The organism is Streptomyces sp. NPDC059166 (genome assembly GCF_042755185.1).
Taxonomy (GTDB): domain Bacteria; phylum Actinomycetota; class Actinomycetes; order Streptomycetales; family Streptomycetaceae; genus Streptomyces.
Window position 1 is genome coordinate 16,371 of sequence record NZ_JBHZCI010000024.1, and the last position, 14,702, is coordinate 31,072.

At 71.1% G+C, this 14,702-nt stretch carries 16 protein-coding genes; 8 read left to right on the plus strand and 8 right to left on the minus strand.

The features are described from left to right. The first annotated feature begins 85 nt into the window (after positions 1-85). The 3 genes from ACFXOA_RS19275 (at position 86) to ACFXOA_RS19285 (ending at position 2,207) form a co-directional block, all read left to right on the plus strand. A complete protein-coding gene (locus tag ACFXOA_RS19275; RefSeq protein WP_385029489.1) occupies positions 86-967 on the plus strand; it encodes a phosphatidylinositol-specific phospholipase C/glycerophosphodiester phosphodiesterase family protein in 882 nt (293 codons plus the stop codon). 137 nt (positions 968-1,104) lie between these two features. Further along, positions 1,105-1,299, plus strand: coding sequence for a hypothetical protein (locus tag ACFXOA_RS19280; protein WP_385029492.1), 195 nt, complete (start codon positions 1,105-1,107; stop codon positions 1,297-1,299). Positions 1,300-1,457: 158 nt separating this feature from the next. Continuing rightward, positions 1,458-2,207, plus strand: a complete 750-nt coding sequence (locus ACFXOA_RS19285; RefSeq protein WP_385029495.1) for a hypothetical protein — start codon at positions 1,458-1,460, stop codon at positions 2,205-2,207. 40 nt (positions 2,208-2,247) lie between these two features. On the opposite strand, the gene ACFXOA_RS19290 is transcribed toward ACFXOA_RS19285, so the two are convergent. Then, the gene (locus ACFXOA_RS19290) at positions 2,248-2,430 is read right to left on the minus strand and encodes a hypothetical protein (RefSeq protein ID WP_385029498.1); all 183 of its coding nucleotides are present in this window, start codon (positions 2,428-2,430) and stop codon (positions 2,248-2,250) included. Between the two features lie 152 nt (positions 2,431-2,582). Between ACFXOA_RS19290 and ACFXOA_RS19295 the strand changes: the two genes are divergently transcribed. Next, positions 2,583-3,821: an aromatic acid exporter family protein gene (locus tag ACFXOA_RS19295; RefSeq protein WP_385029501.1), complete on the plus strand. Its 1,239-nt coding sequence runs from the start codon at positions 2,583-2,585 to the stop codon at positions 3,819-3,821. 15 nt (positions 3,822-3,836) lie between these two features. Here ACFXOA_RS19295 and ACFXOA_RS19300 read toward each other — a convergent pair whose 3' ends face one another. The 5 genes from ACFXOA_RS19300 to ACFXOA_RS19320 all read right to left on the minus strand — a co-directional run bounded on the left by ACFXOA_RS19300 (position 3,837) and on the right by ACFXOA_RS19320 (position 7,412). Continuing rightward, positions 3,837-4,049: a CDGSH iron-sulfur domain-containing protein gene (locus ACFXOA_RS19300; protein WP_385029504.1), complete on the minus strand. Its 213-nt coding sequence runs from the start codon at positions 4,047-4,049 to the stop codon at positions 3,837-3,839. Continuing rightward, positions 4,033-4,692: a HemK2/MTQ2 family protein methyltransferase gene (locus ACFXOA_RS19305; RefSeq protein WP_385029507.1), complete on the minus strand. Its 660-nt coding sequence runs from the start codon at positions 4,690-4,692 to the stop codon at positions 4,033-4,035. The genes ACFXOA_RS19300 and ACFXOA_RS19305 overlap by 17 nt, the downstream gene beginning before the upstream one ends. Before the next feature lie 94 nt (positions 4,693-4,786). Next, on the minus strand, positions 4,787-5,758 hold the full coding sequence (locus tag ACFXOA_RS19310; RefSeq protein ID WP_385029510.1) for an iron-containing redox enzyme family protein: 972 nt from the start codon (positions 5,756-5,758) through the stop codon (positions 4,787-4,789). A gap of 195 nt (positions 5,759-5,953) precedes the next feature. Then, positions 5,954-6,967 (minus strand): PHP domain-containing protein, encoded by a 1,014-nt coding sequence (locus ACFXOA_RS19315; RefSeq protein WP_385029512.1) that lies wholly within the window; start codon positions 6,965-6,967, stop codon positions 5,954-5,956. A gap of 1 nt (position 6,968) precedes the next feature. Further along, complete coding sequence (locus ACFXOA_RS19320; protein WP_385029515.1) at positions 6,969-7,412, minus strand: hypothetical protein; 444 nt, start codon at positions 7,410-7,412, stop codon at positions 6,969-6,971. A gap of 313 nt (positions 7,413-7,725) precedes the next feature. Between ACFXOA_RS19320 and ACFXOA_RS19325 the strand changes: the two genes are divergently transcribed. Further along, positions 7,726-9,375 carry an MFS transporter gene (locus tag ACFXOA_RS19325; protein ID WP_385029518.1) on the plus strand — a complete coding sequence of 550 codons (1,650 nt, stop codon included), beginning with the start codon at positions 7,726-7,728 and terminating at the stop codon, positions 9,373-9,375. Between the two features lie 65 nt (positions 9,376-9,440). On the opposite strand, the gene ACFXOA_RS19330 is transcribed toward ACFXOA_RS19325, so the two are convergent. Further along, entirely contained in the window at positions 9,441-10,022 is a 582-nt protein-coding gene (locus tag ACFXOA_RS19330; RefSeq protein ID WP_385029521.1) for an N-acetylmuramoyl-L-alanine amidase, read from the minus strand. 188 nt (positions 10,023-10,210) lie between these two features. Further along, entirely contained in the window at positions 10,211-12,238 is a 2,028-nt protein-coding gene (locus ACFXOA_RS19335) for a HelD family protein (protein ID WP_385029755.1), read from the minus strand. A 490-nt stretch (positions 12,239-12,728) separates the two neighbouring features. On the opposite strand from ACFXOA_RS19335, the gene ACFXOA_RS19340 reads away from it, so the two are divergent. The 3 genes from ACFXOA_RS19340 to ACFXOA_RS19350 all read left to right on the plus strand — a co-directional run bounded on the left by ACFXOA_RS19340 (position 12,729) and on the right by ACFXOA_RS19350 (position 14,650). Further along, complete coding sequence (locus ACFXOA_RS19340; RefSeq protein WP_385029524.1) at positions 12,729-13,793, plus strand: acyl-CoA desaturase; 1,065 nt, start codon at positions 12,729-12,731, stop codon at positions 13,791-13,793. Positions 13,794-13,928: 135 nt separating this feature from the next. Continuing rightward, positions 13,929-14,111: a hypothetical protein gene (locus ACFXOA_RS19345; RefSeq protein WP_362552887.1), complete on the plus strand. Its 183-nt coding sequence runs from the start codon at positions 13,929-13,931 to the stop codon at positions 14,109-14,111. Further along, complete coding sequence (locus tag ACFXOA_RS19350) at positions 14,108-14,650, plus strand: MOSC domain-containing protein (RefSeq protein ID WP_385029757.1); 543 nt, start codon at positions 14,108-14,110, stop codon at positions 14,648-14,650. Before ACFXOA_RS19345 ends, ACFXOA_RS19350 begins: the two co-directional genes overlap by 4 nt. The last annotated feature ends 52 nt before the right edge of the window (positions 14,651-14,702 follow it).

The window sequence follows — 14,702 nt, forward strand, 5'->3', positions numbered from 1 at the left end:
GTGCAGGCTATTCGGGCATCCGGTGCGCCGATACTCGACGGGTCCGACGTCCGCTCTTCCCCCACCGCTCCAGGGAGAGACCCCCATGGCACGCCTGACCCGTCGCAGAGTCGTCACCACCGCCCTCGCCACCGCCGCCGCGGGAGCGTTCGTCCCCGCACAGCCGGCCGCCGCCGCGCCCGCGCGCCCCCGTGCCCCGCGCCCGCTGGAACGGGCCCACGCGCACAACGACTATCTCCACCCGCGCCCTCTGTACGACGCCCTCGCGCACGGCTTCACCAGCGTCGAGGCGGACATCTTCCTCGTCGGAGGCGAACTGCTCGTCGCCCACGAAGCCGAGAGCCTCGACCCCTCGCGCACCCTCGTCTCGCTCTACCTGGAGCCCCTGCTCGCCCGGGTCCGGGCCGACCACGGGTCCGTCCACGCCGGGCACCCCGGCCCGCTGCAGCTGCTCATCGACATCAAGACCGACGGAGCCGCCACCTACCTCGAGCTGGACCGGGTGCTCCACCGCTACCGCCACATCCTCAGCCGCTCCGTGCACGGCCGGGTCCGTGCGGGCGCCGTCACACCCGTCATCTCGGGGGACCGCGCCGCCCGGATCCCGATGGAGGCCCAGAGCACCCGCTACGCCTTCTACGACGGCCGGCCGGAGGATCTCGGCACCTCCGCCCCCGCCTCCTTCATCCCGCTCATCAGCACCAACTGGGCCACGAGCTTCGCCTGGCAGGGTGCCGGTCCGTTCCCCGCCGCCGAACGCGAGCGGCTGCGCACATTTGTGACCACGGCCCACAGCAGCGGCCGGCGGGTCCGCTTCTGGGGAACGCCCGACCTCCCCGGTCCTGCCAGGGACGCCGTCTGGACAGAACTGCTCGCGGCGGACGTCGATCACCTCAACACCGACGATCTGCCCGGTCTCGAAGCCTTCCTGCGCCGACGCGAACCGGCCGGCCGACGCAGCTCCTGACCCACCTGCGGACGCCTCGGACGGTCACCGAGCGTCAACACCCGTTCGGCGGACACGCCAGTGCGCCGAACGGCCTCCCCGCTGCGCCACACTGGCCGCCGAATGCCGCAATTCCGGCGCGGCGGAGGAGGTTGGCCATGGCCGTTTCGATCTCGGTGGTACTGCTCCTGCTGATCCTCGCAGTGATCTTCCTGCGCAACGGCGGGCTCAAGGTCTCGCACGCCATCGTGTGCGCCCTGCTCGGTTTCCTCCTCGCGGGTACGAGCATGGCCCCCACCATCCACGAGGGGATCACCGCGACCGCGGACGTGGTCAGCGGCCTGCGCCCCTGACCCCTCGCACTCTCCGGGTACGGGAGAATGGGGACCGAACGTGACGGAGTGCCGCACGTGACCCCGCCAGGACGATAACGTCGTCCGAGGGGCTGCGCGCACTTCGTCGACATGGTGTGGACCTGACCGCCCCCGCCGCGTACCTGGAGACCGCCGCAATGTCCTTCCCGCCCCCCGGACGCCAGTCGGGCGCCGCCCACCACGAGTACTGCAACAACGCCCTGTGCTGCCGCTGCCAGCAGCGCCAGTGGACCACCAGGACCGGTGACGAGCGACTCTGCGGCCCCTGCGCGGCCTGCTGCCGCGACTGCGGCAGGGCACCGGCACCCCATGTGGACGGACTCGACGACGGTCTCTGCGCGGACTGCCGGGGCATGTGCGGCCGGTGCGGCCGTGCCCTGCCCTCGGAAGGCGCGTGCGCCTGCCGCGAGTGGCGTCAGCGAGCGGGCGGCGATCCAGTCGGATACATCGTCCAGGCGCTTCCGCAACCGCTGGTCCAGGCACTCGGCCACCGGCACCCCCGGACGGTGTACGACCTGATCCACCAGGAACTCGCCAGGCGCACCCCCGACCAGCTTCTCGAACGCGTCGAGCGCAGATGGAACGTCCGGTGGTCCCACGCCCTGCACGAGAAGGACGAGGACGGCCGCCGCCGCTGGGCCCCCCAGGAGATCGCCGAAGCCCTGGTCGGCCCCGGCCCCTGCCCGAACCCCAGGTGCGAGGACGGCTATCTGCTCGACGGCGACACCCCGTGCGGCCAGTGCCTGCGCCCCACCCACCGGTTCGTCACATCGGTGGCCGAACGCACCGCGACCTCCGACCACGCACGGGCGACCGCGGCGCAGATCCGGCGGGCACTCATCGAGGGCCGTTCCGTGAAACCGGGCAGACGGCGGCTGCCCGACTGAGTCCGGTCAGGACGGCAAGGACGGGCGGCCGGTGACGCCGTCAGGCGAAACCGAAGATGCGTGCGATGAAGAATCCGGCGACGACTGCCGAACCCAGGAGCACGAGTGCGGCCCAGAAAGCCGGATGCTCCCAGATCCCTCCGTCGGCGCGTTCGACATGAGCTTCGCTTATGCAGCCCTCCACGGGAGGTGTCTCCGTGGGCGGCGTGAGTGAGACGGCCATGACTCCACCATCCCTCCGCACGGACCGGAGCGCCTCTCCGGGCCGGACGGCACCCCGGGAGGCCGCCGCCGACGGCGGCACCGATACGTCCGTACGGAGTCCGGGGCGCCCCGGAACCGCTGCGGGAGGGCGCTTCCGGGCACCGTCAAGGAATGCCTGCCGTTTCCACACCCGAACCCGTGGTGAAACTCGTCCAGCGCACCACCGAGCCGGCCGCCGTCCAGACACTGCGGTCCACGGCGGCCGCCGTGATCGCCTTCGTGGTGGCCGAGTGGACGCTGCCCGACCCTCACCCCTCGCCCCTGACCGCTCCTCTCACCGCCCTCCTCGTGGTCCAGGTGACCCTCTACGCGACCCTCACCACCGGAATCCGGCGTGTCAACGCGGTCGTGGTCGGTGTCCTGATCTCAGGCGGGTTCAGTGCCCTGGTGGGGCTGAGCTGGTGGAGCCTGGGCCTGACCATCTTCACGTCCCTGCTGATCGGACGCCTCGTACGGGTCGGTGAATTCGTGCCCGAGGTGGCCATCAGCGCGATGCTCGTCCTCGGTGTCTCCCAGGTCGCGGCCCAGGCGTGGGAGCGAGTGTTCGAAACCCTGATCGGTGCCGGTGTCGGGCTCCTCTTCAACCTCCTGCTGGCACCGCCGGTCTGGGTCGAGTCCGCCGGTGTCTCCATCGGCGGCCTGGGGAAGCGGATGGGAACGATGTTCCGCGCCCTGGGGGAGGAGATCGGCGGCAACCATCCCGTACCGGAGGCCGCCGCACGGCTCCACGAAGCCCGTCGCCTGGACCACGACATCGTCGAGGTGGACGCCTCGCTGCGACAGGCGGAGGAGAGCCTGATGCTCAACCCCCGCGTCAAGGAGGGACTGCTCAACCGAGTCGTCCTGCGGACCGGTCTCGACACACTGGAGATCTGCGCCGTGGTGCTCCGGGTCCTGACACGGACACTGACGGACCTCGCGAAGGCACGCACCGAGGAGACGCTCTTCCCGGACGACGTGGCCGACGGCCTGACGGAACTGTTCGGCCACATGTCCGACGCCGTCGAGGGCTTCGCGACGATGATCACCACGCCGATGGCCGACAGCGGTGAGGAGGCGGAGGAGCGCCTGGCCGACGCGCTCTCCCGCAGTCGTGAGACCCGGGACCGCGTCGCGGACCTGCTGCTCGAGGACGTGCAGGAACACCCGAGGCAGTGGCAGTTGCACGGGGCGCTGCTGGCCGAGGTGGACCGCATCCTCGACGAACTGGACATCGGCAAGCGATCGGAACGCCTGGCCGAGGAACTCGACCGTCGTGCGGCCCAGGCCCATGAGCGCCACCCGCGGCTGCGGACCGTCTCGCGTCGCCTCCGCGGCGCGACCCAGGCACGGCTCCGGATCAGCGAGTGAGGTGCTTCGGCGCCCTCAGTCCGGGGAGCGGGGCTTCTGACGGCGGCGGTGGCTCGTGTCGCACCACGGGTAGATCCGGCTGCGCCGGCACATGCAGACGGCCACGACGAAACGGTCGGAGACCGCCACGCTGCCGTCCGGGCAGGTGACCTCCACGGGGCCCTGGACGAGGAGCGGCCCCTCGTCCCCCAGGGTGATCCGGCACCTGTGTTCAGGAGTGTTCGGCACGGACGACCACCAGCTCCTCCATCGTGTCCGACTCGGCCATCAGCCCCGTCTCCCGGAGCCAGCGCAGTCTGGAGCGCAGCACCGGGCCGAGCGGCACCGAGGCGCGTTCGCACACCCGGGCCCGCAGCCCCGCGTCGGCCAGGCGGCGCAGCGTGACGTCGCTGTCGCAGAGCCCGGAGTGCACGAGAAGCAGCCGGCCGCCGGGACGCAGCGCCGTGGGCGCGACGCTGCAGATCCGGTCCAGGACGGCCCTGCCGTCGGGGCCCGCCTCCCACGCCCGCGCGGCGCCGTGCCCGGGGAGGCATGGTTCCGGTGAGGGCACGTAGGGCGGATTGCAGACGATCAGGTCGTACGACCTGCCGGGCAGTGCCGACAGGAGGTCACTGCGCAGCACGGTGACACGACGGCCGTGGACCAGCGAGTTCAGCCGAGCGGTCAGGACCGCGCGTCGCGCGATGTCCACGGCCGTCACCCGCGCGCCCAGCCGCGCGGCGTGCAGGGCGAGCGCCCCGCTGCCCGTGCCGACATCCAGCACCTCGGTGCCGGGTGGGAGGCGCTCCTGATCCAGCGCGCCCATGAGCAGCCGGGTGTCGTGCTGCGGTGTGTACACGCCCGGGAGAGTCATCAGGCGGGCCGTACGCATGTCCTCGGTCAGTGCTGCGGATATCTGCGGCTCCCTTCGGTCCTTCGTCGTCGTGAGGTCCTGCAGGTGTTCGGAAGGGCGGTGGGGCGGACGGTCAGGACCTGCCCGCACGCCAGTCGGACAGCATCCGGTCCCCGAGCCGGTCCTCGAGGAAGGACGTGGCCGTGATCCCGAACGCGATCTCGGCCTCCAGCCCGGGGTCTTCCTCGAGCAGGCCCCCGATCACCTCGCGGCGTACGACCTGCTCGTGGACGGCGTCCGCCTCGACGTGCTCCGTGTAGAAGAACTCGGCAGCCGGGCCCGCGCCTGCCCGGGCCATCGCGTGGGCCAGGCGTCGCGAGGCGGGTGACGAGGTGATCTCCACGGCGGCGAAATGGCCCACCAGCACCCCTCGCAGCCGGCGGTGCAGCCCGGTCAGCGACATCAGGTTCACCAGCGCGAGCATGGGCGCGTGGCCGAGGTCCAGATAGCGGCCGTACGCGGTGTCGAGGCCCAGGTCGTTCATCAGGCCTGCGTACAGCCGGGCGTGGACCCGGTCCGCGCGCCCGGCGCCGAACTCGTCGTACTCGATCGCGGCCATGCCCGCCTTGGCGCGGCCACCGAGTCTGGGCAGTACCCAGGCGTGCGGATCGGCTTCCTTGAGGTGGTAGAGCGAGCGCTGCTTCGCGTACTCGCGCAGGTGCCGCAGTTCTCCCCGCTCCTGGAGGAACCATGAAAGCCCTTCGCCCCGGACCGGTTCCGTGAGGAGAGCCCCGACGATGTCGTCGAGGCCGGCGTCGGGTGCGGCGTCCCGCCGCAGCGCGCCGAGGAAGCGCCGTTCGAGCGCCGCGCGGACCGCGAGGAGCGGCGGGTCCCACTCCAGCTCGGCCGCGACGCCCTCGAATCCCCGGTAGTGCATCTCGTAGCAGACGTAGAGAGCGAGCTGGAGGTCGTCACCGTAGGGCTCCGCGGTCAGGGCGGCCTCAGGATCCGGGAGCGGGCCGTCACCCCGCAGATGGCCGATCACCCCGTCCGAGAGGGACCCGCGGGGTCTGGGAAGGCAGGGGCCGGTGCGGTCAGCGGACATCGTTCCTCCTGCTCCGGTCAGGTGCTCCGGAGTCGCACGGACAGCGTGATCGACTCTACGCCGGACGCCCGCGACCGGCTCGTCCTGCGCCTCGCGCCCGTCCTCCCGCGCCCATGTCATGAAGCGGCGACGGGGTGCCCTGCCGCGTCACCCCGCGCCCCTGCTCCTCCTCCCGCGCTCGCCGTCCCGGGCTCGTCACCCCTCAGCACCGGTCCACGCCAGAAGACGCTCCGCCGTCCACGTGGTGACGACGCGGTCGGCGGGCACCCCGCACTCCTCCGCCCGCGCGCAGCCGTACGCCTGCCAGTCCAGCTGACCCGGGGCGTGCGCGTCGGTGTCGATCGAGAGCAGGGCGCCCGAGGCGACCGCCAGGCGCAGCAGGTCGCGCGGTGGATCCAGCCGTTCCGGGCGGCAGTTGATCTCCACCGCCGTCCCTGCCTCCGCGCAGGCCCCGAACACCTCGTCCGCGTCGAAGTGCGAGGGGGGACGGGTCTTCGCGCCCATCAGCCGCCCCGTGCAGTGGCCGAGGATGTCGGCGTTCGGATTCCGCACCGCGGCGACCATCCGCTTCGTCATGGCGGCCCTGTCCATGCGCAGCTTCGAGTGGACCGAGACGACCACCACGTCGAGCCGCTCCAGCACGGCGGGGTCCTGGTCGAGCGAACCGTCGGGAAGGATGTCGCACTCGATGCCGGTGAGCAGCCGGAACGGTGCCCACCGGGTGTTGAGTTCCGCGATGACGGCAAGCTGGTCCAGCAGTCGCTCGGTCGACAGACCGTTGGCCACGGTGAGCCTGGGGGAGTGGTCCGTGAGCACCGCCCATTCGTGGCCCAGCGCGGCGGCCGTCCTGCCCATCTCGTCGATGGGGCTGCCGCCGTCGGACCAGTCGGAGTGCAGATGGCAGTCGCCGCGGATCTGGGCCAGGAGCGCCTGTCCGCCCTGTGCCAACGGGGCCGACGCCTCGTCCTCGAGGGAGACGAGGTAGGCGGGCGCCGCTCCCTCCACCGCCTCACGGACCACCTTGGCCGTCTTCGGCCCGATGCCGCGCACCGTCTCCAGCGAACCGTGGGCCGCGCGCTCGGCGACCTCGTCCCGGTCCATCGCGTCGATCGCCGCGGCGGCGGTGCGGAAGGCCTTGACCCGGTACGTGGCCGCCTGGGAGCGCTCGAGCAGGAAGGCGATCCGCCGCAGGGCGTGAGCCGGGTCCATGTCAGGGCCGCGCGGTGTGCTGGGGGTGGCCGTGCGTCCGGCGGGCTTCCTTCATCGCCGCTTCGTACAGGTGCCGCCGCCCCCCGGCGAGCTCGCGGCGCAGCCGCTCCTCGACCTCGGCGAACGGCCGGTAGTAGGTGTCCTCGTACTCCTCGACCAACTGGAAGGTCCAGCGGCCGGGAACGACGTTCCGGCCCACGATCTCGCGTTCCACCAGATCGGCCTGCTCGGCGTGACCGGCCATCCGGAGCAACTCGACCGCCCGGTCCAGCGCGAGGTCCGCGCCTCCGGTGAGCTGATGGAAGCCGTAGAGCTGCCCGCGGGCACGTTCCACGGTTTCCAGCGCCTCCGACAGCGCACCGAGCGCCTCCACGGTCGTGTCCACGGCGCCGGCCGGTCCGAGGCGTCGCGCGTCGGGCCCCTGGGAGTCACCGCTCTCGCTCATGCCTACGACTCTGCACGCGGCGGTCCGCCGCGCGCAGGACGCGCGGGGCGAACGGGTGAAGCCGGACGGCCGGGCCGCGAACGGCTCGCACCGCTCGCAGGTCCACGTACCCGGCAGGGTCTCGGCCCCGCTGCGGACCGGCCCGCGACCCACGGCGCCTGCGGATACCGGCGGCCGCGCCTTCGCTGCCGAGGCGGGCGGACGGCCCGCGTGTGATCGATTGGCGGTGCCCTCCGGTCCGTCCTACCGTCGGGGAGTGAACGATTCGCGTTCACCGTCTGTACGCACTGCCGACCCGATGGCACACAGACCTATGACCTCTTCCCGAGCGAATTCCGCGCCCGTTGCCGCCTCCCCCGAGAAGGGCCGCGGCAACGGCATCGCGCTGCTCATCATCTGTTCGTGTCAGCTGATGGTGGTCCTCGACATCACCATCGTGAACATCGCCCTGCCGCACATCCAGACCTCGCTCGGCTTCTCGACGGAGACCCTGTCGTGGGTGATCAACGCCTACACGCTGACCTTCGGCGGGCTGCTCCTGCTGGGTGGGAGGCTGGGCGACATCCTCGGACGCCGGAGGGTCTTCGTCTTCGGCGTCCTGCTCTTCGTGCTCGCCTCCTTGCTGGGCGGACTCTCGCAGGAGTCGTGGCAACTGCTGGCGGCCCGTGCGCTGCAGGGGGTGGGCGGGGCCATCGCGTCACCGACCGCGCTCTCCCTCATCACCACCACCTTCGACGAAGGCCCCGCGCGCAACAGGGCGTTCGGCGTCTTCGCGGCGGTGTCCGCGGGCGGCAGCGCCATCGGTCTGCTCGCCGGCGGTGTCCTGGTGGAATGGCTCGACTGGCGGTGGGTGCTGTTCGTCAACGTGCCCATCGGGCTCCTGATCGCCTTCGCCACACCGCGGTTCATCAAGGAATCCGAACGGCATCCGGGCCACTTCGACCTGCTGGGCGCGCTCACCTCCACCCTCGGCATGGTGCTGCTCGTCTACGGCTTCATCAGAGCGTCCGAGGACGGCTGGAGCGACGCCCTGACGATCGGCGCCTTCGTCGCGGCCGTGGCGTTCCTCGCAGCCTTCCTGGCGGTCGAACGCAAGTCCAGACAGCCGATCACCCCGCTGGGCATGTTCCGGGACCGCAACAGGGCCGGCACCTACGGGATCATGCTGAGTCTCGCCGCTGCGATGTTCGGGATGTTCTTCTTCCTGACCCTGTTCGTCCAGAACATCCTCGACTTCAGTCCGCTGCGAGCCGGTCTGGCCTTCCTGCCGGTCAGCGCGATCATCGCCGTCAGCGCCGGGATCGCGTCCCAGCTGCTGCCCAGGTGGGGACCCAAGCCCTTCATGGTGACGGGAGCGGTCTTCGCCGCGGCCGGCCTCAGCTGGCTGACGCTGACCGACGTGGACAGCAGCTATCTCGGAAGCATCCTGGGACCGATCCTGGTGTTCGGGTTCGGCATGGGCATGCAGTTCGTGTCACTCACGCTGATGGCGGTGTCGGGTGTCGCCCCGCGCGAGGCGGGCGCCGCGTCCGGAGTGCTCAACGCCACCCAGCAGGTGGGTGGTTCGCTCGGCCTGTCCATCCTCGTCACCGTCTTCGGTACGGCCAGCCGCAACGAGGCCGAGGACCAGTTCCCCCGCTTCATGGCCGAGGCGACGCCCGCCCAGCAGCTGGAGTTCCGCAGGACAGGTGAACTTCCCTCGCCCTGGGGCGACCAGGTCCTCGCCTCGGGGGTGTCCAGCGCCTTCGTCGCCGCGGCCGTCCTCGCCGTGGTCGCCGCGCTGATCGCTCTCTTCGTCATCCAGGTACGCGCATCCGACCTGGAACGCCTCAGGGGCGACGGAGCCATGGCGCAGCCCATGGCGGGTGCGGACGAAGCGCTGCCGGGGCCGGACGGCCGGACCTCGGGACCGGGAGAGGCCGGAGCCCCGCTGCGCGGACCCGGTGACCGGGACGGTCCTTAGCGCCTCCCGTCCGGATCATCGCGGGCTCGCGTGCCCCGGTGCCGCACCTCGCGTGGCACCCCGGCTCAGACCAGATTGACGAGACCGATGTAGCGGTCCCAGTCCCAGGCGTCCCCCGGGTCGGTGTGGTCGCTGCCGGGCACCTCGTGGTGACCGATGATGTGCGCGCGGTCCTTCCGCAGGCCGTGGCGGTCGCAGATGCCGGCGGTCAGCCTCGCGGAACGCTCGTACATCGAGCGCGTGAAGTATTCCGGCTCGTCGATCCAGCCCTCGTGCTCGATGCCGATGCTCCGGGTGTTGTAGTCCCAGTTGCCCGCGTGCCAGGCGATGTCGTCCTCCCGCACGCACTGCGCCACGAAGCCGTCCCCCGAGCGCACCACGTAGTGTGCCGACACCTTCTTCGCCGGATTCCGGAAGATGCCCACCGTCTGGGAGAACGACTGCTGGGCGACATGGATCACGACCAGATCCACCGGCCGCGGTGAAATGCCCTTCGAAGCGGTCCGGTTCGACGCAGAGGCCGGATACCACCGGGCTTCCGGGTGGTCCGTCGCCCCCGCGGGAACGGACTCGGCCCGTACGGAGGCGGGCAGGAGCGCCGAGACGGCCGCGAGCGCGCCGCCGTGCAGAATCCGCCTACGCCGCATGTGAGCACTCCTGATCCTCGGGCCGGTACCAGCCGACACGCCTGCCGGCGCCCCGTGGTTCCCTCCACCACGACGACGTGGCGACCGGCCCGGTGGTCACGTGAGGTGGGCGAGGGCGAGGGCGCGGAGGCACCGGGGAACGCCCCGGTGCCTCCGCCGACGGCGCGTTGCCTTGTGCGCCCGCGGCGTCACACCGGCCGGGTGGTGATCGTGCACAGACGCTTGGTGGCCCGGGTCAGAGCCACGTACAGGTCCCTCTCCCCGCCGGGGCGGGCCGTGACGATCTCCTCGGGGCCGAGCACGACGACCCCGTCGAACTCGAGGCCGCGTGCCTCTGACGCGGGCACGACGCGTGCGAGGCCGGTGACGCCGTGAGCCGTCAACTCACCCACCCGGGTGTCCGCGCAGATCACTCCCAGGAGTTCGTCCGGGTGCGCGGCGCTCTGCGCGCGCAGTTCCTCCACGACGGCGGTGGCCAGCCCGCCTGCACCTGTGGTCACGGTGCGCGGGCTCTCGCCGCTGCGCAGTGACCGGGTGGGCCGCTGGTCCGGAGCGATCCGCGCGAGCAGGTCCCGGACGCTCTCCAGGATCTCCTGGGTGGTGCGGTAACTGACCGTCAGGTCGTGCAGCCGGAAGCGCGTCCCGACGTGCGGGCTCAGGGCTTCCTTCCAGTCGCGTGCCGTGGTCGCCGGACCCGACTGGGCGAAGTCACCCACCAGCGTCATGGCCCTCGCCGGGCAGCGGCGGACGACCATCCGCCACTGCATGGCGGTCAGTTCCTGCGCCTCGTCGACGACGACGTGCCCGTACGTCCGCCCGGGCGGGCCGTCGACCAGGCTCGCCGCCTCGTCGAGCAGTGGCACGTCCGCGTCGGTCCACGGGGCGCCCGGATCACGCAGGACCAGGGACCTCTCCTGAGGGGTCAGGGCCGGCAGGCGCTCGGCCAGGGCGCCGGCATCCGTCAGCAGTGCCTCCACCAGGTCGCCGGGCACCAGGCGCGGCCACAGCGCCTCGACCGCCCGGTCGACACCGGCGTCGTCGAGGAGATCGGCCCCTATGGCGTCCAGGTCCAGCTCGTGGGCCGGACCCGGGGCGGCTGCGCCCTCGGCACCGTGCCGGGAGGCCCCCGTGAACCGATCGAGGTCGAGCCCCGTCATCCGCACGGCGTCGGCGTCGATCTGCTCCAGGAGGTCGCCCATGTCCCGCTGCATCGCGTCGGTGACCGCGTCGACCAGGAGTTCCTTGAACACCTGGCGCGCGGGGTTGTGGCCGGACGCGGCCGCCAGGGCGGCGGTGCGTGCGGAAGCGACCTCCTTCTCGGACAGACGGACCAGTTCCTGCCCGACCCGGACGGTGAGGTCACCGGCGGGAGCCTGGAGGTCTCTCAGCAGGCCGGCCAAGGCGTCGGCGAAGTCCGGGCGCCCCTTGAGGCGCGCCGTGCCGAACGGGTCCACCGCGCCCGGGGACACTCCGGCGAGTTCCTGACAGGTCATCAGATCGACGTCGTTCTCCCCGAGCGAGGGAAGGACCTGGGAGATGTAGTCGAGGAAACGGGCGTTGGGGCCCACCACCAGGACGCCTTCCTCCGCCGCGCGAGGGAACGCGTACAGGACGTAGGCCGCCCGGTGCAGAGCGACCACCGTCTTGCCGGTGCCCGGCCCGCCCTGCACCACGGTCACCCCGCGGTGGGCCGAGCGGACGATCTCGTCCTGCTCGGCCTGAAGCGTCGCGACGGCCGCGTGCATCCTGCCCGTACGCCGTGCCGACAGAGCCTCGGCCAACGGGCCGTCCCCCACGACGTCCTCGTCGGTAGGGGCGGTCCCGTCGAGCAGTTCATCGGTCACCGAGGCGACCGTGCGCTCGTCGAGGCGCAGATGCCGGCGCCGCCGCAGACCCATCGGGTGGACCGGTGTCGCCTCGTAGAAGGGCCGCGCCGCGTTCGCGCGCCAGTCCACGAGCAGCGGCAGGTCGTCCTCCTCCGTGTGCAGCCCGATCCGCCCGATACGCAGGGCCGTACCGTCCGCCCGGTCGACGCGTCCGAAGACCAGCCCCTTCTCGGCCCCTTCCAGCCGGTTCATCTCCCTGGCCAGACGGTCGGCGGCGACCTCCCGCTCGTACGCCTCGCCGGGGCCGTCCGCCTGGGCCTTCAGCACACTCGCCCGGTGCGCCCGGGCCTCGGAGAGCCGCTGGGCGAGCAGCTCGTACAACGAGGACACGTGACGTTGCTCCGATTCGACCTCGCGTACGGCGGAATCATTTGTCTTCGACAACGAGGAACTCCTTCGATTCGAGACGCACCATACGGCCGAAGTTCCGTCAAGGTAAGTCTTGACTTACCTGTTGCATCCATGCCCTCGAGGCCGGCCGCGAGTTCCGCATTTCGTCACTCCCCTGAATTCCCTGAATTTCTTCCGAGTAGGAGAAAGCCGCCGAATTCGCGGGAAAGGTCGAAGTCGCGTCACGGGAAGGGACGGAGCCGGCCCGCACTCACGCGTGGCCGCCGTGACCGGGTGAGGCCGGGGTGCCCAGCCGGTCCAGGCCGCGTGGGCCGTCCACGGGCGGCGCCGCCCCGGGGTGCGGCTCGCACCACCACCGGACCGTGGGGTAACCCCCCGCACGACCCGGGTGAGGGCGCCATGGCCGGCGGAGGACGGTTCTTCGTACCTTTCACGAAGTCGGCGCGGAAGCTCGGAAACCGGAGACGTCATGCCCCAAGCGGCTACAGCCACCCCAACGCAGCGTACGTATGAGGGAACGGAGGAGAAAGCCGGACCCCAGCCGTCCGGAAGTGATTTCGCCCCACTGCTGAAGGCCGTCAGAGGACAGGGGCTGCTCGAGTCGCGCACCGGCTGGTACGCGACGGGAATCACCGTCAATCTGCTGGCCCTCGGAGCCGTCGTCACCGCCATGGCGCTGGTCGGCGACACCTGGTGGAACCTGCTCCTCACCCTGCCGCTCGCCGTCCTGTGGGCCAGGACCGCCTTCTTCGGGCACGACGCCGGCCACGCCCAGATGACCGCCGACCGCAGGGCCGGCAGAATCCTCGCGCTCCTGCACGCCGACCTCCTCCTCGGCATGAACGAGGCCTGGTGGAACGACAAGCACGTACGGCACCACGCGAACCCGAACCACGTCGACAAGGACCCCGACGTCGGGGTCGGCGCCCTGGTGTGGACCCAGCGGCAGGCAGTCCGCAGAGAGGGCTTCGCCCGGTGGCTCACCCGCAACCAGGCCCGCCTCTTCTTCCCGATGCTGCTGCTGGAAGGCTTCGCCCTCAAGATCTACGGCTTCCAGTTCCTGCGCCGGCAGCCCGGCCGTGAGCGTGCCCTGTCCGGTCTTCTGCTCACCACCCACCTCGGCCTGTACGGCACGCTGCTGCTGACCGTGATGTCCCCGGGCAAGGCCCTCACCTTCGCGCTCGTGCACCACGCGCTGTTCGGTCTCCACCTGGGCATGGCCTTCGCGCCGAACCACAAGGGCATGGAGATGCCCGATCCCGACGGAGACCGCTGGGGACACCTTCAGCGACAGGTCCTCACCTCGCGAAACGTGCGGGGGGCCGTGCTCACCGACTGGCTGCTCGGTGGCCTCAACTACCAGATCGAGCACCACCTCTTCCCGAGCATGCCCCGGCCGCACCTGCGCCTGGCACAGCCGCTCGTGAAGGCGCACTGCGCGTCCCTCGGCATGCCCTACGCCGAGACGGGCATCGTCGAGTCCTACCGCCAGGCCCTTCGCCACATGCACGAGGTCGGCGAGCCGCTGCGCTGAAGGCGGCCGGAACCGGATTGGCGCGTCGCACGGTCCCGGCCCGCCCCGCAACTCCCGCCGGGCAGGTGGAACCGACAAGGGCGCACAGGCGTTCTCCCATCAGGAGCGGCTTCGGCCGCGAAGGAGGCATGGATCATGTCAAACGGTGCAAAGATCGCCATCGGGGGAGTCGTCGCGGCCGTCATCCTGATTCCGTTCATCGGATTCTGGTGGTCGCTGCTGGTTCTCATCGGCGTACCCGCGGTGGGGTACCTGATGCTCGACCCGTCGCAGAGACGCAGGCTCCGCAGGATCAGCCGTAAGGAGATAGGGCGCTGAACAGCACGGTCACCGCGGTCAGCAGCAACGGCGCGTACTCCTTCACCAAACCGAACAGGCAGAGCGTCACCCTCCTGGCCGGGCTCGGTGTGGAGGGTGACGTCCACGCCGGTGTCACCGTCAGGCACCGCTCCCGGGTCGCGCAGGACCCGACGCAGCCCAATCTGCGACAGGTCCACCTCATCCACGAGGAGCTCTTCGCCGAGCTCCGGACGGCGGGATTCGACGTCGGGCCCGGGGACCTCGGGGAGAACGTCACCACCGCCGGCATCGACCTCCTGAACCTGCCCACGGGGACGCTGCTCCACCTCGGACCGGAGGCCGTGGTCGAGGTGACGGGGCTGCGCAACCCCTGTCTCCAGATCGAGAACTTCCGGAAGGGGCTGCTCAAGGAGGTCGTGGGGCGCGGGCCCGGCGGCGCCGTCGTGCGCAAGGCAGGGATCATGGGCGTCGTCCTCACGGGCGGACGGGTCCGGCCGGGCGACGGGATCGAAGTGCGGCTGCCGGCTGAACCCCATCGTCCGCTGGAGCGCGTCTGAGGCCGGACGGATCGGGGCGCGGGAGGCTGTGCCTCACCGGTGTCCGCGGAGA